At 41.5% G+C, this 21,292-nt stretch carries 13 protein-coding genes, 4 tRNA genes and 1 other annotated feature; of the genes, 16 read left to right on the top strand and 1 reads right to left on the bottom strand.

Annotation, left to right across the window (positions count from 1 at the left end; translation table 11 throughout):
- Window positions 1-124 precede the first annotated feature (124 nt).
- Window positions 125-210 (top strand) — a sequence feature (5S ribosomal RNA rRNA prediction is too short).
- Between the two features lie 53 nt (window positions 211-263).
- The 14 genes from AA980_RS20200 (at window position 264) to AA980_RS20265 (ending at window position 13,797) form a co-directional block, all read left to right on the top strand.
- Window positions 264-340 (top strand) — tRNA-Met (locus AA980_RS20200).
- 30 nt (window positions 341-370) lie between these two features.
- Window positions 371-463: transfer RNA gene (locus AA980_RS20205), tRNA-Ser, on the top strand.
- Between the two features lie 19 nt (window positions 464-482).
- Window positions 483-567, top strand: a tRNA-Tyr gene (locus AA980_RS20210).
- Between the two features lie 4 nt (window positions 568-571).
- Window positions 572-645: transfer RNA gene (locus AA980_RS20215), tRNA-Trp, on the top strand.
- Between the two features lie 286 nt (window positions 646-931).
- Entirely contained in the window at window positions 932-1,564 is a 633-nt protein-coding gene (locus tag AA980_RS20220; protein ID WP_024028267.1) for a helix-turn-helix transcriptional regulator, read from the top strand.
- Between the two features lie 23 nt (window positions 1,565-1,587).
- On the top strand, window positions 1,588-2,403 hold the full coding sequence (locus tag AA980_RS20225) for a pyruvate, water dikinase regulatory protein (RefSeq protein WP_024028266.1): 816 nt from the start codon (window positions 1,588-1,590) through the stop codon (window positions 2,401-2,403).
- Between the two features lie 2 nt (window positions 2,404-2,405).
- Window positions 2,406-5,075, top strand: coding sequence for a pyruvate, phosphate dikinase (ppdK, locus tag AA980_RS20230; protein ID WP_047771913.1), 2,670 nt, complete (start codon window positions 2,406-2,408; stop codon window positions 5,073-5,075).
- 209 nt (window positions 5,076-5,284) lie between these two features.
- Entirely contained in the window at window positions 5,285-5,476 is a 192-nt protein-coding gene (locus AA980_RS20235) for a YbxH family protein (RefSeq protein WP_024028264.1), read from the top strand.
- Window positions 5,477-5,548: 72 nt separating this feature from the next.
- On the top strand, window positions 5,549-8,128 hold the full coding sequence (locus AA980_RS20240) for a DEAD/DEAH box helicase (protein WP_024028263.1): 2,580 nt from the start codon (window positions 5,549-5,551) through the stop codon (window positions 8,126-8,128).
- 150 nt (window positions 8,129-8,278) lie between these two features.
- Entirely contained in the window at window positions 8,279-9,553 is a 1,275-nt protein-coding gene (locus tag AA980_RS20245; protein WP_024028262.1) for a LysM peptidoglycan-binding domain-containing protein, read from the top strand.
- Window positions 9,554-9,614: 61 nt separating this feature from the next.
- Entirely contained in the window at window positions 9,615-11,075 is a 1,461-nt protein-coding gene (dacB, locus tag AA980_RS20250) for a D-alanyl-D-alanine carboxypeptidase/D-alanyl-D-alanine endopeptidase (protein ID WP_024028261.1), read from the top strand.
- Window positions 11,076-11,282: 207 nt separating this feature from the next.
- Entirely contained in the window at window positions 11,283-12,314 is a 1,032-nt protein-coding gene (locus tag AA980_RS20255) for a fatty acid desaturase (protein ID WP_024028260.1), read from the top strand.
- A gap of 75 nt (window positions 12,315-12,389) precedes the next feature.
- A complete protein-coding gene (locus AA980_RS20260) occupies window positions 12,390-12,917 on the top strand; it encodes a response regulator (protein WP_024028259.1) in 528 nt (175 codons plus the stop codon).
- Between the two features lie 157 nt (window positions 12,918-13,074).
- A complete protein-coding gene (locus AA980_RS20265; RefSeq protein WP_024028258.1) occupies window positions 13,075-13,797 on the top strand; it encodes a CBS domain-containing protein in 723 nt (240 codons plus the stop codon).
- Window positions 13,798-13,834: 37 nt separating this feature from the next.
- Here AA980_RS20265 and AA980_RS20270 read toward each other — a convergent pair whose 3' ends face one another.
- Window positions 13,835-14,560 carry a hypothetical protein gene (locus AA980_RS20270; protein ID WP_024028257.1) on the bottom strand — a complete coding sequence of 242 codons (726 nt, stop codon included), beginning with the start codon at window positions 14,558-14,560 and terminating at the stop codon, window positions 13,835-13,837.
- A 159-nt stretch (window positions 14,561-14,719) separates the two neighbouring features.
- On the opposite strand from AA980_RS20270, the gene AA980_RS20275 reads away from it, so the two are divergent.
- A complete protein-coding gene (locus AA980_RS20275) occupies window positions 14,720-17,686 on the top strand; it encodes a PD-(D/E)XK nuclease family protein (RefSeq protein ID WP_024028256.1) in 2,967 nt (988 codons plus the stop codon).
- A complete protein-coding gene (locus tag AA980_RS20280) occupies window positions 17,679-20,888 on the top strand; it encodes a UvrD-helicase domain-containing protein (RefSeq protein ID WP_024028255.1) in 3,210 nt (1,069 codons plus the stop codon). The genes AA980_RS20275 and AA980_RS20280 overlap by 8 nt, the downstream gene beginning before the upstream one ends.
- Window positions 20,889-21,292: the final 404 nt, after the last annotated feature.

The raw sequence follows: 21,292 nt of genomic DNA on the forward strand, positions 1-21,292 counted from the left end.
ACGTGTGGAGCTGACTGATACTAATCGTTCGAGGACTTAACCAAATTTTTAAAGCGAACTCGTTTTTACAACACTTCTTCTGCATTATCTAGTTTTGAGGGAATGAAACCTCAAGTGAATATAGTCTGGCAGTAATGGCGAGAAGGTCACACCCGTTCCCATACCGAACACGGAAGTTAAGCTTCTCAGCGCCGATGGTAGTTGNTTTGTAAAACTTAATGGAAAAGAAAATACACGTTATATTTTTTCTTTACTTTTATTTTGGCGGTGTAGCTCAGCTGGCTAGAGCGTACGGTTCATACCCGTAAGGTCGGGGGTTCGATCCCCTTCGCCGCTACCAAAATTCGTTTATAATCTTTTTTTTAATATTGGAGGAATACCCAAGTTTGGCTGAAGGGATCGGTCTTGAAAACCGACAGGCGGGTAATACCGCGCGGGGGTTCGAATCCCTCTTCCTCCTCCAGTTTTATTTTTTTATATGTGGAGGGGTAGCGAAGTGGCTAAACGCGGCGGACTGTAAATCCGCTCCCTCCGGGTTCGGCGGTTCGAATCCGTCCCCCTCCACCACTTTAGGGGCATAGTTTAAAGGTAGAACTAAGGTCTCCAAAACCTTCAGTGTGGGTTCGATTCCTACTGCCCCTGCCAAATATACGCAAATTTTGATTTCATAGTTCACGCTATGGGATTTTTTTGTTTTAAGGACCAACTGCAGGAAAATTTCATTTACAAATAACTAAGGAAAATCCCGCCATTGCAGGCGGGATTTTTTTTTGCATAGGAATTTCTAAAATAGTTTGATAATTTGTCAAAAAAAATAAAAGTAATTGTTTCGGATTTCGCTTAAATGTACTATACTATATACAAATAAGTATAGCACATTTATTAAAAACTTGATAAATACGGCACATTAAACGAAAACGAGGGGGTGATAATGATTAAACTTACAGAACGGCAGGATAAAATTCTCCAAATTGTCAAACAAAATGGACCTATTACCGGACAAGAAATTGCGGTAAAGCTGTCTTTAACAAGGGCTGCATTAAGACCGGATCTCGCTATTTTAACCATGTCTGGAAAATTAGATGCGAGACCGCGGGTGGGCTATTTTTTCAATGAAAATTATGAAGTGAAGCGTCAAGCCGAAAAGTTTCTCCATCAACAAGTTATCGATTATAAGGCACATCCAATTGTCGTCGATAAATCAACCGCCGTTTATGATGCGATTGTCCAATTGTTTTTAGAGGATGTCGGTACGCTATACGCAGTGGATTCTAGAGGTCATTTAGCCGGGGTAGTCTCACGTAAGGATTTGCTCAGGGCAACATTAGGAAATAAAAATCTCCATGAATTACCTGTTAGTGTCATTATGACGAGGATGCCTAATATTTTCACCATCCGGCCTGATGCAACCTTGCTCGAAGCAGCGAAGAAAATGATTGATAATCATATTGACTCCCTGCCTGTTGTGAAGGAAGTAGAGGAGCAGAGGAATACATATTTTCTGTTAGGACGGATCACTAAAACCACGATCACACGCGCCTATTTAGAAATAATGGAAAGATGAGACGAAGAGGAGCTGCTGCCATTTTGGTACAAAAAGAGGTTGTTTATGTTATATCTGATTCGGTTGGGGAAACCGCTGAGTTTGTTGTAAAAGCAGTCGCCACTCAGTTTAACGGCGGCCATGTTGAGATTCGCCGAAATTCATATGTGGAAGACATTGAAGATATTGAAGATGTCATTTTATTGGCAAAAAAAGAGCACTCAATCATTGCCTATACAATAGTTATTCCCGCATTAAAGGACTACTTAGATAGAAGGGCACTTGAAGAAGGAATATTAGCTGTTGACCTGCTAAGTCCATTAATGAATGCTTTCGTCACTAGATTTAAAAAACCGCCACATCATCGTCCCGGGTTAATGAGAAAACTAGATGAAGAATATTTTCGTAAAATTGAAGCAATCGAGTTTGCTGTTAAATATGATGATGGCCGCGATCCGAGAGGAATTACAATGGCAGATATTGTTTTAATAGGTGTATCAAGGACCTCTAAAACACCGTTGTCAATGTATTTAGCACATAAGCGCTTTAAGGTAGCTAATGTTCCGTTGGTTCCAGAAGTACCTCCACCAGATGAATTGTTCGAAATACCAAGGAAAAATTGTATTGGATTAATCATTTCGCCTGATAAATTAAACGAGATTCGCAAGGAACGCTTAAAGGCATTAGGATTAGCTTCAAAGGCAAATTATGCAAGTTTTGAGCGCATACTTGAGGAACTTGACCATGCTGAAAAAATTATGAAGCGCGTTGGCTGTCCAGTTATTGATGTCTCAAATAAGGCAATAGAAGAGACGGCTGGGTTAATTTTAGACATATTAAAAAAAGAGAGGAGTTTTTGATAATGGATAAATTGGTATATTTATTTCACGAAGGTCATGGCGATATGAAAGAACTGCTAGGAGGGAAGGGTGCGAACTTAGCCGAAATGACACGAATTGGCCTCCCGGTCCCTTATGGATTTACGATTACTACACAGGCGTGCAATGCTTACTATGAAGCTAGCAAAACAATCCCAGCTTTAGTAGAGAAACAAACTTTAGAAGCGCTTACCTGTTTAGAAGAAAAAATGGGCAAGAAACTTGGTGATCCGCAAAATCCATTGCTTGTTTCTGTCCGTTCCGGTTCTGTGTTTTCCATGCCTGGAATGATGGATACGATTTTAAACCTTGGCATGAATGATGAGACGGTACTCGGCGTGGCTAAATTGACAAATAATCCGCGGTTTGCTTATGATTCTTACCGCCGTTTTATTCAAATGTTCAGTAATGTCGTGCTTGAAATTGATACCTATTATTTTGAGCAATTTTTAGAAGAAACACGCGAACAAAAAGGTTATTCCTCTGACCCGGAAATGAGCGCGCCGGATTGGCAAGAGGTGATCATCGGCTACAAAGCAATTGTTAAAAAGCATACTAGAAAAGAGTTTCCACAGAATCCGAACGAACAGCTATTTCTTGCGATTAATGCCGTCTTTAATTCTTGGAATAATCAGCGTGCGATTGTTTACCGCCGCCTGAATAAAATTCCGGACCACTTAGGTACTGCCGTTAACATTCAAAGCATGGTATTTGGAAACATGGGGGATGATTCAGGTACGGGTGTTGCCTTCACACGAAATCCTTCGACGGGCGAGCACGTTCTTTACGGTGAATACTTAATCAATGCACAAGGAGAAGATGTCGTTGCAGGGATTCGCACGCCACAGCCAATTGCCGCTTTGAAGAATGAAATGCCGGATGTTTACAAGCAATTTGCCGATACGTGCAAACGGCTCGAGCAGCATTACCTAGAAATGCAGGACATTGAGTTTACGGTGGAACGCGGTCAGCTGTTCATCCTGCAAACTCGTAATGGCAAACGTACAGCGCAAGCGGCCATTCGAATTGCTGTTGAAATGGTCGAAGAAGGAATTATTGATAAAAAAACCGCACTGATACGTGTGGATCCGGATCAACTAAATCAATTGCTGCACCGCCGCATTGATGACACGTTTGAAAAGAGAATTTTAGCAAAAGGCTTGCCGGCATCACCGGGAGCAGCGACAGGTCAAGTCGTCTTTGATGCAGATGAAGCGGAGCTTTTAGGCAACGATGGCAAAAAGGTGATTCTTGTTAGACCGGAAACAACACCAGATGATATCCATGGAATCGTTGCTTCGCAAGCAATCTTGACAAGCCGCGGCGGAATGACCAGCCATGCAGCTGTTGTCGCACGGGGGATGGGGAAAGCTTGTATTTGCGGATGCGAAGCCGTTAAGATTGATTTGAAAGCAAAACATTTTACAGTAGGTGACACCGTTGTTAACTATGGTGACATCATCACGCTTGATGGTTCTACTGGGGAAATTATGCTAGGGGAAATTCCGATGATTGATCCAGAGCTTTCGGATGAATTCCAGCTGTTACTTGCATGGGCGGACCAAGAACGAAAATTAGGTGTCCGTGCAAATGCGGATAATCCGGAAGATGCAAAGAAGGCCTTTGAATTTGGTGCAGGCGGTGTAGGGTTGTGCCGGACTGAACATATGTTTATGGATTTAAAACGGATTCCAATTGTCCAAAAAATGATTCTTGCGGAAAATTATTCGGAAAGAATGGAAGCACTTGGAGAGCTTTTACCAATGCAACAGGGTGATTTTGAAGGAATTTTTGAAGCAATGGAAGGATTACCGGTTACAATCCGATTACTAGACCCGCCGCTTCATGAATTTATGCCAGATAAAGAAGAACTGTTAGTGGACGTAACTAAACTGCAAATCTTAGATCCGGAATCAGCGGAATTGACGAAAAAAGAGCTATTGCTGAAAAAGGTCCGCCAATTAGAGGAGTTCAATCCTATGCTCGGACACCGCGGCTGCCGTCTCGGCATGATTTATCCTGAGATCTACGAAATGCAGGCGAAAGCGATTTTCTATGCCGCGGCAAAATTAACGGAAAAAGGAATGGAAGTGCAGCCGGAGATCATGATTCCGCTTGTTGGTCATGTGAATGAATTAAAACAAATGCGTCAGCTGGTTATTGATGCAGCAGTTCTTGTTCAGGAAGAAACGGGTAAGAGTATCGAGTATACAATCGGAACCATGATTGAAATACCGCGTGCCGCCTTGACTGCTGATCAAATTGCCGAGGAAGCTGATTTCTTCTCATTTGGAACGAACGATTTAACACAAACGACTTTTGGCTACAGCCGTGATGATGCAGAGGGCAAATTCTTACAAGCATATATCGAAAATAAAGTGCTTCCTGAAAATCCGTTTGCGGTACTTGATCAAGAGGGCGTTGGTAAGCTAGTAGAAACAGGCGTGAAACTTGGCCGCACAGCAAAGCCTTCGTTAAAAACAGGTATTTGCGGCGAACACGGCGGGGAAAAGAGCTCAATTGATTTCTGCTACAGAACGGGCTTAGATTACGTCAGCTGCTCACCATACCGCGTGCCGCTTGCTCGTTTGGCTGCCGCGCAGGCAACCATTCGCCATGAACAGAAGAAAGAAGAGGTTTATACAACAGCATAATTTCTTTGTAGGGACGGTACTCAAAAGGTGCCGTCCTCTTTTTTAATGGTAAATTTCGATTCGCAAATAAAACAGGTCGATTCGCAAATAAAAAGGTTGGAACCGCAAATAAAACCATTTTACCGCCGAATTTTTCGCGATAAAGGTTTCGTCGGATTAGCTTCCAAATTTCTGCTTATACTATAAAAAAATGAAAAAGGGGACTCAAAATGGGGGCTATTGAACGAAGCGGTTATCGGTTTGTACCGGAATACAGTGTCATTCAACAAAATGGAGCCGTCCACGTCTACAACAAAGATCAATTTATCGAAGAAATAAAATTTCAGTTTTCAGGGAAATTTCCGGAACTAGATCAAATCGAAGATCTAGTTGATCAATATTGTATTCAACATGATATATAAGACCGAATACTCGTTCGGTCTTTAGTTTTGTGGTAAAATAATCTCAAGAAAATTTAAAAAGGAGGGAAATTCATGAGCAAATTAATAACCATTTACCCTCAAGCGATTGAACATACTAAAACGAAAATATATGAAGATATTGACCGCTATTTAGAAGCGAAAGAAACGCTGCCAACCTTCGAACAATACATAACCGACAGGAGCCATTACATTGAACAAATTTGGGTGAATGTTTGGTTGAATAAAGCGACCAACGATGTTCCCAAAAATGAAAAAAAGCAATTTTTAAGCGAAAAAGGGTTTGAAGTACAAGGGGTTGACCGGAAATTACTGAATAAGCTTTTCCGCGATGAGATGCGGACGTATCAGCCCTTCGATGCAATGGGTTGGATAAAGGAAACTTTCGCTGGATATGAAGAAAATTGGGAAAAACGTTATCTGGATGCAAAGGACCATTTTTTAAAGCGCGCAGAACAGAAACAGCTTGAAGAACAGAAGCAAGCAATTAGGAGCGAAATTGAAGATACTGCTGTTGGTATTCTGGAAGAACAATATGACCTTTTCTATTTATATGTTCGTCACTTCGTTGCCCAACAACTAGCCGCCGACCTGAGAAATAATGTAAAGTTTCAAGCTGTCGATCCTTTTGCCCTTGAGGAAAAATTAGTCGATCAAGGTGCGTTTAATCCGTCTGCTTATACAACGGTTGCTGCTTTTTTTGAAGAATTGACAGGTGATATTCATAAAACATTAAATTGGGGCCGGAGCACCTATGAGTATCAAACCTATTTCTTTGTTTATGAAAGCTTAATTTCTGATTACCTGTCGGAACTTATACCAGAAAAAGTATTAGCTGAACTACCTTTGGAACTTAAAGATGAGTTTTTAAAAACCTTTAAGGAAAAATTATCGGCCTCTTTTGTAAAAGGCAGCATTGCCCAGCTTCTCTACGATGTTGAGGGGTACATGATAGAGGATATTCAAGCGGAATACCTTTCTGACTTAGTTAGTTTGGCGGAAATTCCATTTGACCCTAGGGTGCACAAAGCAAGGTTCGAAAGGGATTTACAGGAGAGGGAAAGAAAACAGAGAGAAGAGCAAGCGGAAATTAAGCGGAAAAAAGAAGCGGAAGAACGGATGATGAAAGACATCTTTGGTGCGGAGTATGACCCTTCATTACAACGGCATGTTCGCTATGTCCTTCACATTGGCGAAACGAATACAGGGAAAACGCACCATGCCCTCGAAAAAATGAAGGCTTCAGCTAGCGGTTTGTATTTGGCGCCGTTGCGGCTATTAGCCCTTGAAGTATACGATAAGTTAAATGCAGAAGGTACACCCTGTTCATTGAAAACGGGTGAGGAGGAAAAGATCGTTCCTAATGCTGCCCATATCTCCTGTACAGTAGAAATGTTCCATGAAAAAGAGGTTTATGATGTGGTTGTCATTGATGAAGCGCAAATGATCACCGATAAGGACCGAGGCTTTTCATGGTATAAGGCAATCACGAAAGCGAGTGCGGAAGAAGTACATATCATTGGCAGCAAAAATTCGAAAACGATGCTGCTCGAGCTTTTAGGAGATGCAAATATTGAAATTCACGAGTACAGCCGTGACACTCCGCTCGAGGTCGAAACGAAGGAATTTCATATTAAGCATATTAAAAAAGGGGATGCCCTGATTTGCTTTTCAAGGAGGCGTGTCCTTGAGACCGCCTCACGGCTGCAAAACGACGGCCATTCTGTCAGCATGATTTACGGCAGCATGCCCCCGGAAACGCGGAAAAAGCAGATTGAGCAGTTTAATAAAGGAAAAACAAAGGTCATTGTCGCAACGGATGCGATTGGAATGGGCTTAAACTTGCCGATTCGCAGGATTGTTTTTCTTGAAAATGAAAAGTTCGATGGAACGCGCAGGCGTCTCTTAACCTCGCAAGAAGTGAAGCAAATTGCCGGACGTGCTGGGCGTAAAGGGATATATGATATCGGAAAAGTTGCTTTTACAAGTGATATCAAAAAAATGCGGAACCTGCTTGTGCAGGTGGATGAGCCTGTTCACACGTTTTCGATTGCCCCGACCAATTCTGTTTTTGAACGGTTTCAGCGCTATTACCGGGATTTAGGAACCTTTTTTGAGTTATGGGGAAAATTTGAAAGTCCGAAGGGAACAAAAAAAGCCTCACTTGCAGAAGAGAAGTCACTTTATCAAATGATTGCCGGAACAGAGATTGAAGCACGGTTGCCGTTAATGGATTTATATGGCTTTTTACACCTGCCTTTTTCGAAAAATGAGCCCGTCTTAACGAGGCAATGGGAAGAAACGATGTATAGCATCATTCAGGGAAGCGAACTGCCTGAACCAATGATAAAAGACCGGAGCTTAGAGGAACTTGAACTCAGCTATAAAGCCGTTGGACTTCATCTCTTATTTTTGTACCGATTAGGGGAACGAACGGAAGCGATTTATTGGGAACGGCTCCGCGAGCAAATTAGCGATCAAGTACAAGATAGGTTAAAAACGGATATAAAAAAATTCGTTAAGAAATGCAAGACATGTGGCAAAAAACTACCTTGGGATCATTCATTTCCAACTTGTGACTCGTGCTATCGGGAGAAATATCGTCGATATCGGTATGATGATTGGGATTTTTAAAAGACATAATGAACTCGAACCGATTGATCCACGACTATAGAAAGTTTTTAAACGAACTTGTCAGCCGGCAAGTTCATTTTTTTACCTCAAGGTCCAAGTATATTAACTTCGTTCGCCCATATGATGGATAGAAAGGAGTGTGAGAGGTTTATGGCAGTTCATGTGGTTAAGAAGGGCGAGACCCTCGGGACGATTTCCACGATTTACGGAGTTTCAATTCAAATGATTGTAGAGATGAATGGATTATTATCAGCAAATACCCTCGTTCCAGGCCTAGCATTATACCTTCCTGACACCCTGCCGCCAATCCGTCCTTATCAAATAAAAGCTGGCGATCACATTTGGAAGCTGGCACAACAATTCAATAATGATATTCCAACTATCTTAGCTGCAAATCCAGGCATTGACCCGAACAAACTGTTTATTGGCCAAATCATCAACATACCATCCCTATTACAATTAGCAATAGCCACACTAGGGTTTTTGGTGCCCTCGTCCGAAAGTGCAAACCTTGCAACGATTGATAGTCTAGCGGGACAGCTGACGTTTTTAGCTATTGTTGCTTATTCGTTTACTGAGGAAGGATTTGCGGTTAATGTGATAGACGATGCAGCCCTTGTTGCTAGAAGCAATCAATTGAACATCACTCCGTTATTAATGATTCGGAATATTGCCGGAAATGATTTCAGTGCGGAATTGGCAGGGCGAGTGCTCCAAAATCCAGCCTATCGTGGAAATTTGATAGCTAGTTTGGTGAATTTAACAAGAACTAGGGGGTTTGGAGGCATCAGCATCGACCTTGAATTTATTCCGCCGGCACAACGCCATGATTTTATTTCCTTTTTAACGGGTTTAAAGAATGCATTAGGCGAGCTTATCCTGCATGTGAATGTTCACGCGAAAACAGCAGATATTCCAACAAATCGAATCATTGGTGCCTACGATTATGCCGCGATTGGCAGTGTGGTCGATCTCGTTGCCGTGATGACAATGGATTACGGCTACCCCGGCGGTCCACCTGATCCGATTGCTCCAATTACGTGGATGGAACAAGTTATCCGGTACTCAATCACCCAAATCAATCCGCAAAAGCTGCAAATCGCAATGCCGCTTTATGGGTATGATAAGGTTGTGCCTACGAATGCTGCCCATGCCCTATCGGTGCTTGCTGCCCAAAATAAGGCTATTTCTACCGGTTCGCCGATTGAATTCGACAATACCCTTAAATCGCCGTGGTATCGATATTGGCATGGAGTGGAGGAGCACGTTGTCTGGTTTGAAGATATTCGTAGTTTTATAGAAAAATATCGGCTCATCGATCTCTACCAATTGACAGGCACAACATTTTGGCAAATCAGCCTGCCAGCACCACAAAATTGGGCGTACCTTAATAAAAACATTCAAGTGGTCAAGAATAGAATTTAGAAATTGCATTCTATTTATCAAAATATGCAGTGGAAATGTTCTAAGGAAGGCTGGATATAGATTGATTAAAAAGGTTAAATTTTTCGTACTTTTTTTATTAATGGCAACTGTTCCCTGCAGTCAAGTTACTGCAAAGAATGATTACGAAAAAATGGTACAGCAGCTTAATCATTTGATTATGAATGACCCGGATTTACAAGGGGCGATTGCGGGTATGAGCATTCGCTCAGCCGCAAGCGGGGAAATCATTTATGATCACCAAGGTGATGTCCGTTTGCGGCCCGCTTCAAATATGAAGCTGCTTACGGCAGCAGCGGCCCTTAATGTTTTAGGAGAAGACTACAGCTTTCAGACGGAAATACTTACGGATGGAACGGTGCAAAAGAAAATACTTAAGGGAGATCTTTTTATAAAAGGAAAGGGCGATCCCACGCTTTTAAAATCCGATTTTGATAAAATGGCAGCGGAATTACAAAAGCAAGGTATCAAAAAAATATCTGGTAATCTCGTTGGTGATGATTCCTGGTATGATGATGTCCGCTATTCCCTTGACTTACCATGGAGTGATGAGACGACTCATTATGGGGCGCAGATTTCTGCGCTAACAGCCTCACCGACAACAGATTACGATGCGGGTTCCGTCATGGTTTCCATAAAATCGGGAACAAAAACGGGGGACAAACCCGGAGTAGAAATCACCCCGAAAACGAACTACGTAAAAATAATAAATAATGCTGAAACAGTTCCAGCTGACGGCAGTAAGGAAATCAACATCGAAAGGGAACACGCCAAAAACATAATAACAATAAAAGGAACCATACCAATCAACGCAAAGGTTGAAAAAAATTGGATTGGTGTCTGGGACCCAACCCGATTTGCCCTTTCCCTTATGAAACAGTCATTATCAGAACAGGGGATTACCATTACGGGAATAATTAAAACAGGATTGGTGCCTGACACCGCAGAAACTTTGGTGACTCACCGCTCGATGTCATTATCAGAGCTACTGGTGCCATTTATGAAGTTGAGTAATAACGGCCATGCTGAAATGTTGATGAAGGAAATGGGCAAGGCGGTTAAAGGGGAGGGCAGCTGGGAAAAAGGAATTGAAGTGTTGAAAAACGAAATCGCAAAATGGGGCCTCAACCCTAAAACGATGGTTATCCGCGATGGATCAGGAGTTTCTCATGTTGATTTAATTCCTGCCAATCAAATATCGCAGCTGTTATTTGCAGTAAAGAAGGAAAAGTGGTTTCCCCACTACCTTTATTCCTTACCTGTGGCCGGTGCACGAGAAAAGATGGTCGGAGGCACACTAAGAAATCGCTTGAAAGATCCAGAAGTCCAAGGAAAAGTCCAAGCGAAAACGGGAACCATTTCTACTGTCAGTTCGTTATCAGGCTATCTGGAGACAAAAAGTGGGCAAACATTAATTTTTTCGATTTTATTAAATAATTTGCTTGACGAAGAAAAAGGAAAAAAAATTGAGGACCGAATCGTTCAGCTATTAACAAATTCATGATTTTCCTCATACTAAAGGGTTTTAGTAGTGATATTTAAGGTCAATAGGAAAAAACAATTGGAAGCGTTTTACCACTTAAAAACATTAAGATCGTCTGGTATATGACATTCGTCATACCCAGCACATGACACCTGCTACTAACAAGTCCAACACCCTTCCTTTATAATTCGAATTAACAACACAAATAAGGAAGGGAATTCGAATAAAATGACCTTACAAAACACGAAAACTTTGAAAAAGCAAATTGCACCTTTTGAAAAATCAACGACAAAAGAAAGTGTATGGCAGATTATTAATACGGTCGGACCATTTATTATCTTATGGTTCCTTGCATATATAAGCCTTTCCGTATCTTATTGGTTAACGCTTGTTCCCGTTGTAATAGCCGCAGGCTTTTTAACACGGATTTTCATTATTTTTCATGATTGCACCCATCATTCCTTTTTTAAAAGCCGCCGTCTCAATCGCATCGTTGGAACAGCCATGGGAGTTTTAACCATCTTCCCGTTTGATCAATGGGGGCATGAGCATTCTGTTCATCACGCAACAAGTGGGAATTTGGATAAGCGGGGTACAGGTGATATATGGACGCTTACAGTGGACGAATATTTAGCAGCACCACTTAGACTTCGTCTAGCCTATCGTTTTTATCGCAATCCATTCGTGATGTTTGGATTAGGACCGATTTATGTTTTCCTTTTAAAAAATAGATTTAACCGCAAAGGTGCAAAAAAGAAAGAACGCATGAACACCTATTTGACGAATGTATTAATAGTTGCATTAATTGGATTGCTCTGCTGGGCAGTTGGCTGGCAGTCGTTTCTATTAGTACAGGGCTCGATTTTCATGATTTCAGGAGCTGCAGGCATTTGGCTGTTTTATGTACAGCACACTTTTGAAGATTCTTACTTTGAAGAAGATAAAGAGTGGGAGTACGTGAAAGCGGCAGTGGAAGGAAGTTCGTTCTATAAGCTTCCAAAACTGATGCAATTTCTAACTGGTAATATTGGTTATCACCATGTGCACCATTTAAGCCCTAGGGTGCCAAACTATAAACTGGAAGAGGCGCACGAGAATACGCCTCCATTACAAAACGTACCAACCATCACTCTTGCAACTAGCTTGAAGTCACTCCGTTTCCGCTTATGGGATGAGGAGAGAAAGAATTTTGTGACCTTTAAAGAAATAAAATCTTTAACTAAAAGCAGGATTTCCATTCAAGCGAAGCCTGAGCTATAAGCCCACCATTTTTGCCGACTCCCTTTTAAGGGAGTCTTAGCTTATAAAGTGCTGCCAGATAAGGAGAGAACAGGGATGATTCGAATTGTTATTGCTGAGGATCAGGAAATGCTGCTAGAGGCAATCGGTTCCCTCCTCAATTTGGAAGATGATATGGAAGTGGTTGGTCAGGCGAGGAATGGAGAAGAGGCCCTTGTTCTAGTGAGTCGTTTCAAGCCAGATGTTTGTATCATGGATATAGAGATGCCGGAAATGAGCGGACTTGAGGCAGCAGACGCTTTAAAGCAATTTGGGTGCAAAGTGATTCTTTTTACCACCTTTGCTAGGACCGGTTATTTTGACCGGGTATTACAAGCGGATGTAAGAGGTTATTTATTGAAGGACAGCCCTAGTGAGGAGTTAGCCTGTTCGATTCGCAGCATTATGAATGGTGAGCGAATTTACTCCCCCGAATTAATCGACAAAGAATCCAATTCTACCGAACGGGTACCGGGCGATGGGCAAGGCCAAATGGATTGCACAACTCAGCAAAGTACCATAAATGGAACGGTAAAAAGTTATATATCAACCATTATCGATAAAATTAAGTTACCAACCGGATGAATTTTCATACGATACAAAGGACTGCCCTAGTTAAAAAGGGCGGTCTTTTCATTTTGTCTGCAAATGTTTTTACTATTCAAGTATTGATTTTTCTATCGAAATAATGATTAGATAATAGTAAGGAAGAAAAGCACTGTAATAGGAGCGCAAAATGTTTATGAATAAAAAACAAGGGCCATTATTGTCTGAACGGTTTGAAGTAGCGTATAACCAGGTACACGATGCTTTGAGGGATATTGTGCAAATTAATGATGATAGATTTGTAGTTTTGGTCAAGGTTGGGGCAAAAAAATATCAAATCATTGAAACCTATAAAAAAGATCTGGAGCAATATGCTAGACTTCGAAATGCGATTGTCCATGAAAAAATGGAGGTAGGATTTTATATAGCAGAGCCCAACGCAAAAGTGGTTTCCCATATTGAAAAAATCGCCAATGTGTTTAGCCGCCCTAATTACGCACTTTCCATCGCCACGAAACATGTGGTTTATTTTGATTATCATGACAGCATTTTGGAAGTGACGGCAGCGATAAAGGAGCATGGTTATTCTAAATTTCCAATCTATAAAAATAAACAATGTGTTGGGCTTCTGACGGCAGGATCGATTGTTAAATGGATGGCGCAAAATATGGAGAGCGGTCTAGTAAATCTATCCGATATCCATGTTTGGGATATCATGAATTATCAAAAAGAACTTCTGATTGAAATCGTTCCAAAAGAGATTAATATTTTTGAGGTTGAAAATATTTTCGAAAAAGCACATAAAAAGAAACGGAAATTAGAAGGCGTCATTATTACGGAAAACGGCAAAACCGACGAGGTGCCGCTAGGGATAATCACTGCTTGGGATTTAATTGAAATTGATTATACAGTTGATTAAGGAAAGGGAGCATCCAAATGGCATGCTCCCTTGTATTTTAAGGATTATTGTCAAAATCAAACTCGCTTAATTGGTCCATGTGGCTGGCAATCATCGCAATAATGGTACTAGCTTCTTCTTTGCTAAAAATGAAATGGGATTCATCCCTGATCAACTCGTCTTCGGTTGTCCAGATACGGTTGATACGTTTAAGGACACCGTCTCCTGTTGCTTGAACGACCCCAAATTGATAGGTAACTTCTACTTCATCTGCATGCTTAAAGGCTGTAACTTCAGGAGTGGACCAGTCAACATCAATTTCTTCAAAAATGTCGTCACTGTTGAGTTGTTCAGCTTGATAATATTCCATTTCTTCATCCTCGGCTCCAAAAACCTCCACATCCTCGAACACTTCATTTGGCTGGAGGTAGACGCCATCATCTGAGTCGTCATCATCGCCGTTCATGTAATCGTGAAGACTCCCATGGACTTCCTCGATAATGTCTTCAATGTCTGAAAGGATGATTTTCGCCGTAAGTCCGCTGTCAGCATCGAAGGTATCAATATAAAATTCCTCGTTTTGCGGGTCAAAGAACAGCGAGCAGAAATAATCACGGTCAAGTTCTTCGGTATCAACATCAGCGGTATCGACGAAAAACTCAATCCTCGGATGTTTAGCCGCTCTTTCAATTGTCATTTGGCCAACCTGATCATATTCGTCACAAATTGACTCCAGGTGTTCTTGCAATTCTCCACATACTCTGTCAAACCATTCTAACGACATCAAACATCCCATCCTTTCAATGTTAATCGAGGTTATTATTACCAACATTTAAAAATTTATGTTCTTCTAGGGGTTTAAATATTGTAAATACTTGGATACATCTAGTGGGAAAAAATGATATACTCGAGACAAGATTATAGAAATGATAGGAGGTTTCCTATGCTTTTCCTAGTAAATGAATTAAGTCAAATTTGCACTACCTTTCCCCTAAGAGAAAAAATCGTTATCGTTGATTCCCATGCCATCGGGGAACAAATCAATGAGGCGTTTGTAAAGGAAGGCCATCAGGCAATCAATTTGAAGTATAAAACTGTCTATGATCTTGCCGAGAACCTAGTGGAGCTGCATACAGACCAACCTCTAAATAGTTTAGATCATACCGTCGGGCTCCATTTTACTTCAACTTTGCTTACGGAACTGAAGGAAAAAGGCAGACTTTGTTACTTCCGCGGAATGGAGATTACGCCTTCCTTTAGCCATGCCATTTATACAACCATTCAAACATTGCGACTAGCTGGATATACAAAAGACACGTTGAAAAAAGATGCCTTCCTCACAGAAGTTAAGGCGGAAGATATAAATGAAATTCTTTCTGAATATGAAAGGGTCTTAAACACCCATCACCTTACCGACAAAGCAGCTCTTATAACAAAAGCGCTGGAATTCGTGCAAGTTGATGAAAAGGCAGCTTATATTTTACAATCTGGACTAAATCTCACACATCTAGAGGAAAAACTCCTTGGTAAAATTATGCTTGAGTCTGTTTATAAACTGCCGCTTGCACCCGTTTATGGCATCAATCCACCTGAGGGGACAAGCGTTGGTTCGATTCGAACAGGAGAACCGACTCCGCTTAGTTTTCTCTATCAACAGGAAGAAGCAGCCGGTGAGCTGGACTTATGTATTTTTACCGCAAAAACAGAGGAAATGGAAGTTAAACAAATCCTAGAAAAGATTAAAACAACAGAGTCTCCACTTGATGAGTGCGTCGTTTATTATACAAACGCTGATTCCTACATAACGCTTTTTTATCACCTGTCACAAAAGCTGGACATCCCGATTACCTTTGGCGAGGGACTGCCGGTTTCTTTCAGCCGCCCGGGACGGTTAGTTACCGGGTTAATAGGCTGGATTCAGTCCAATTATAGTGTCCAAGCCTTTCTTGATTTGTTGAATGAGGGCTTGATTGTACTTGGAGAAGACGCTCCTTCTAAATCAAAAATCGCTAGATTACTCCGGGATTTACAAATTGGCTGGGCGCAGGACCGCTACCTAACACATCTCGATATGGAAATCGACCGGCTGGATGAAAGGCAATTGCAAGTGAAAGAAAATCCTTCCTATGAAAACCGCCTGAAAGATCTTTCATGGTTAAAGCATTGGTTTGCGTCCCTCTTTAAAAAGCTTCCGCCCCTAGAGAATACAATGAACTATAAAAAATGCTTAACTGGATTCTCCTATATTCTCAGAAATAATAGTAAAATTAGCTCCGCTCTTGATGAAATTTCGAAAGTTTCCTTGCTGGATGAAATCGATAAGATTCTCCCGTATGCGGATGAATCCTTATCAAGCTACGATGTGTTTGAAAAGGTAAAGGACCTACTGCTATCCGTCCGAATCAATCAATCGCGTCCAAAGCCAGGTCATCTGCATATCTCTTCCTATAAAAATGGTATTTACAATAGCCGGCCAACTGTCTTTTTCGCGGGCTTAGATAATAAAAAGTTCCCTGGCAATTCCAGTGAAGACCCGTTACTACTGGACATAGAGCGGATTCAGTTAGGAAACAAGCTGCCATTGCTGCGGGAAAAAGGCCATGTGAACTTATTTATCCTATTACAGGTTTTGGCGCAATCGACAGGAACGGTAACAGTCAGCTGCTGTAATTTTGATATCAATGCTAATCGTGTTGTTAACCCAGCTTTTGTTTTTTTGCAGTGTTACCGATTAATCGCTGGCAATAAAGACGCCGAATTCAAAGAGTTAGCTTCCTTGCCTTCCACCCTCATTGCTAATGATATTTTTGAAGAAAAGGACTATTGGGATGAAAAATTAATCAGCTTCGTGACTGTTCAACTAACGGAAGGGATTTTAAATTATTTTCAAAATGTTAAAGATGGAATGGAAGCAGAAACGGCTCGCCATACTATCAATTTTTCGGAATTCGACGGACTCGTGCAAATTGATGCAGCGCAGTATGATCCGCGCCTTAATCCAGAAAAAACCATGACTGCCGGCAAACTTGAAACACTCGCGAAATGTCCGTATTCCTATTTTTTAAAGGAAGTGTTGAGAATAAGACCAATTGAGGATGTTTCGTTTGATGCCAACAATTGGCTCGACCCAGCAACACGGGGAAGTCTGATCCACAGCATCTTTGAAAATTTCTATAAGCAATTAAAGGGGGAAAGAGCCAAGCCTGTTTATGCCTTACATGTGGACAAAATCTTAGCGATTGCAGCAAATCTAGTCGAACAGCAAAAAGAAAATCTGCCGCCGCCAAATGATAGAGTTTATTTTCGTGAGTTAAACGATATTTTGGCCTGCTGCAAAATTTTTTTGAAAGAAGAGGAGCGTCACTGCGAAAATTACAATCCGCTTCATTTTGAATATTCCTTTGGCATCGGCGAAACGGCCCCAGCCATTATTACACTTCCATCAGGGGAAGTGAAAATCTCGGGAATTATTGACCGCGTCGATCAAGCGAACGATGGCAGCTACCACATTATCGATTATAAAACGGGGAGCACATACAGTTATAAGCAAAATGGCGCTTTTAGTGGCGGACGTCAGCTTCAGCATTTGATATACGCTTTAGCGATTGAACAGCACTTAAATCTTGATGCTGGGGCAGTGGAAGAAAGCTCGTATTATTTTCCAACTGTGAAGGGGATGGCCGAGCGGTTTACAAGAAAGCAGAATAGCACGCTTAGAACAAATGGCTTAGATATTCTTGAAAAATTAGTTGATGTCATCAAAAACGGTCATTTTGAAATGACTGATGATGAAAATGATTGTAAGTTCTGCGAGCTTAAGCTAGTCTGCCGCCGGCATTTTTATGATAAAGAAATGCTGAAATTGAAACAATCCAATCAGAAGCTAAAGGGGGTAAGAGCCTATGACTAAGGTTATTCAGGACCAGGCCGCACGCGACAAGATTACCTCCAGGCTCGGCACCAATTTTTTAGTAGAAGCCGGTGCCGGTTCGGGAAAAACAACAAGTTTAGTCGAGCGAATGGTGAATCTCATCCATACCGGAACAGCTGAAATCCAAGAAATTGTCGCGATCACCTTTACAAGAAAAGCGGCGGACGAACTAAAGCTTCGCTTTCAAGCAAAATTAGAGGAAGCTTGGAAAAAGGAAACGGACCTTGATGCTAATTATCGTTTAGGTGATGCACTGCAAAACATGGAACGGTGCTTTTTAGGAACCGTCCATTCCTTTTGTGCTAAACTACTGCGCGAGCGTCCAATCGAAGCTCATTTAGATTTGACCTTTAAGGAACTTGAAGAAGCCGATGATTTGGATATTTTAGCAGAAGCATGGCAGCTCTATTTGCAGGAATTAATGGATCAGGACTCACATCATTTTAGGGAAATCGCCGAGTTAGGGATTAACGTGGATGATATTTTTCCATGGCTGAAGGAATTAAAGGAATATTCCGATGTTGCATGGGAGGCGGATACAGTATCGAAGCCGGAGCTGCATAAGGACTACGAGTATTTCATGATGCTTATCCAGGAAGCGAAAAAGTTCGTTCCAGATACGGAGCCGCTAAAAGGTTATGATGCCCTCCAGAAAGCCGTCGTAACTGCTTGTCAAAAGACAAGATTCATCGACTCATTGCAGGATAAGGACATCATCGGCATTTTTAGTTTATTTGCTAAAAATCTCAAGCCAACCTATAACCGCTGGCCTTCTAAAGAAGACGCTCAATATTATGAAGAGAAAATCACCGCTGCCTTTGAGGAAAATATTAAGCCGCTGATCCAGGCATGGAAAGAATTCTGTCATCCGAAAATTGTCAGTTTCCTAATAGGGGCAGTACAATCCTATGAGGAACTGAAAAAGGAACGATCTCTGTTAAATTTTCAAGATTTAATGATGCATACTTCAAAACTGTTAAAAGAAAATCGTGAGGTCCGCAGTTACTTTCAGGGCAAATATCGCTTCCTGCTAGTCGATGAATTTCAAGATACCGACCCGCTTCAAGCGGAAATCATGTTCTATTTAACTAGTGAAGATAGCGAGGAAAAAAACTGGACAAGCTGTAAACCGAAACCGGGTTCGCTGTTTGTGGTTGGCGACCCAAAGCAGGCGATTTATCGTTTCCGCCGGGCGGATATTGATACATACAACCGAGTTAAGCAGTTATTGGAGGAGCATGGGGGAGAGGTATTGCAGCTGACAACGAATTTCCGGACCCTCGACACCGTGACGAAACCATTAAATACCGTTTTTGAACAGCAATTACCGGTAGTAGAAACCGTTTACCAAGCAGCCTACCGTCCGCTGATTTCCTATCATGAGGATGAGGGAATTGGCTTTTCGGGGGTTAAATTACTGTCCGTGCCGGCAGATGTTAAAAAGAAGGAAGAGATTATTTTAAAGGATGCCGAGAGCATTGCTTTGACGATTCACAATCTAATGAAGCAAGGATATCGAGCTAAGGATTTCATGGTGCTGACAAGATACAACGACGGAGTTGCCACCTATGCGAAACTGATTGAAGATATCGGGATTCCAGTCAGTATCAGCGGCGAAGTCATCCTTGGTGAGACACGGGAGTTCCAGGATTTGTGGATCCTTTTAAAATCCTTCTTGGACCCGACGGATGAAGTCGCCTTTGTAGCTGTTTTACGGGGGATATTCTTCGGCATAAGTGACGAGGAACTGTATCAGTGGAAGCATGCCAAGGGGAGATTTTCGGTATATGCAGACATACCGGACGGACTATCCTCAGATGTGAAAGCTAAATTTGCATTAACCTTAAGCAAATTACAGCACTGCCAAAAGCAGATTCGAACGCTTTCACCAACAGTTGCCATCGAAAAAATTAGCGAAGAGATAGGATTCTATCCATTACTGTTGAAAAATGTTCGCGGTAAACGGATGTATAAAAGCTTGTTGCAAGTAATAGAAGCCCTTAGGAAGCAGGAGACCTCAGGAAATACAATCTATAAACAGGTTGTAGAAACGCTTACAGAGATGATTTTTGAAAAAACTGTCGTGGCAAACCTCGAGGAAGAGGCCGATGCGGTCCGCATCATGAATGTCCATAAAGCCAAGGGCCTTGAAGCCCCAATTGTCTTTTTGGCCCACCCGGCAAAAGCGGTTAGTCCTGAATCCTTCTTATCGAAGCATATTAGACGAGAGGACTTGTCCTCGAAAGGATTCTTCACGTTTACAGTCGATACCGGCTACCAATCAAAAGAGATGGCGATACCGCTTCATTGGGCAGCACATAAGGCGGAGGAATTAATGTACTTAAGCGAAGAAGAGCTGCGGATTATTTACGTTGCCTCCACCCGTGCTGAGAAGGCATTGATTATTAGCGCGAACGGTGGAAACAAGAAAAACCCTTGGAACATTCTTTTTGAAATGAATACAATTGAAGAACTGGAAATTCCAGTGGGAGACGCATTTGAAAGGAAAATTCCTCAAGGTGAAATTACTTTAAATGAATTTCAATCCAAAACCATTGGTAAACACGAATGGATTGATGCCAGCAGTGAAAAGAGCTATGATCTTTGGACACCGACAAAGGACAAGGATTATAGTGAAATCACTATAGAACGGGAATCCGGCGGCGGAAAAGACTGGGGGACGCTCATTCATGATGTGTTTGAAAAGGCGGTTCAAGGAAACGACCTAACACATTATTTGAAAACTGCTTTGAATAAATTTAACCTTCCAGCAGCGAGAGAAGCAGAAGTTGAAACATATTTGCAAAATCTTAAGAAGTCTCAGCTATGGGATCATTTACAAACAGCAGATGAAGTGCTGACAGAGGTACCATTTACGTTGAAGGTCGAAAAGGGACACAAACTTTATACGCTAATCACTAAGAATCCAGAGGATAAGCATCCATTCTTGGTCAAAGGAACAATTGACCTTATCTACAAACGGAATGGCTCCTGGACTATTGTGGATTATAAAACAGACCGGGCGAAACATGAGGAAGACTATATAAAACTTCATGCCTTTTATAGCAGCCAGCTGGCATTCTATAAAGGTGCTTGGGAAGCGGTGACGGGGGAGAAAGTGTCGGGAGGATTACTCTATTTCCTATTGCCGGATAGGCTGACGGCTGTTGCTGGCAGCTAAAAATATATAAAGAATTTTTAATAGTAATGAGGAAAGAGCACAATGGTGCTCTTTCAGGCTGTCGACAAAGTCGACAGCAGTTTTTTAAATAAAATTCATTAGCTATATCTTGTGTTTTTTTCAAACGAAACAACTACATAAGCTAATCCGAAGAAAGGAAAACCACTTTTTCGTCAGTGTTTTTTTCAAAAATGTATTTTGTCTACACTCTGAAAGAGCACAATGGTGCTCTTTTTGTGTTTCTTTCTATCTTTTTATTAACTTTATTGTTATTTCCGATTTCACGCAGCGCAGTTTGTGTTAAATAGAAGTAATAAATTTACCCTTAAATAATAGACTGAATAATATAACGAATAGACTTAGGAAATACTGCCTTGGTTGGAGTCTAGTACTGTCATCAGGGC

The sequence above is a fragment of the Neobacillus vireti genome, assembly GCF_001026695.1.
Lineage (GTDB): Bacteria > Bacillota > Bacilli > Bacillales > Cytobacillaceae > Neobacillus > Neobacillus vireti.

What these genes read in the sequence shown, in the direction of transcription:
- AA980_RS20235 (WP_024028264.1), top strand. Translation starts at nt 5,285, where the DNA reads ATGGGGGCTATTGAACGAAGCGGTTATCGGTTTGTACCGGAATACAGT.
- AA980_RS20260 (WP_024028259.1), top strand. Translation starts at nt 12,390, where the DNA reads ATGATTCGAATTGTTATTGCTGAGGATCAGGAAATGCTGCTAGAGGCA.
- AA980_RS20245 (WP_024028262.1), top strand. Translation starts at nt 8,279, where the DNA reads ATGGCAGTTCATGTGGTTAAGAAGGGCGAGACCCTCGGGACGATTTCC.
- AA980_RS20255 (WP_024028260.1), top strand. Translation starts at nt 11,283, where the DNA reads ATGACCTTACAAAACACGAAAACTTTGAAAAAGCAAATTGCACCTTTT.
- AA980_RS20275 (WP_024028256.1), top strand. Translation starts at nt 14,720, where the DNA reads ATGCTTTTCCTAGTAAATGAATTAAGTCAAATTTGCACTACCTTTCCC.
- AA980_RS20280 (WP_024028255.1), top strand. Translation starts at nt 17,679, where the DNA reads ATGACTAAGGTTATTCAGGACCAGGCCGCACGCGACAAGATTACCTCC.
- ppdK (WP_047771913.1), top strand. Translation starts at nt 2,406, where the DNA reads ATGGATAAATTGGTATATTTATTTCACGAAGGTCATGGCGATATGAAA.
- AA980_RS20265 (WP_024028258.1), top strand. Translation starts at nt 13,075, where the DNA reads ATGAATAAAAAACAAGGGCCATTATTGTCTGAACGGTTTGAAGTAGCG.
- AA980_RS20220 (WP_024028267.1), top strand. Translation starts at nt 932, where the DNA reads ATGATTAAACTTACAGAACGGCAGGATAAAATTCTCCAAATTGTCAAA.
- AA980_RS20240 (WP_024028263.1), top strand. Translation starts at nt 5,549, where the DNA reads ATGAGCAAATTAATAACCATTTACCCTCAAGCGATTGAACATACTAAA.
- AA980_RS20270 (WP_024028257.1), bottom strand. Translation starts at nt 14,560, where the DNA reads ATGTCGTTAGAATGGTTTGACAGAGTATGTGGAGAATTGCAAGAACAC.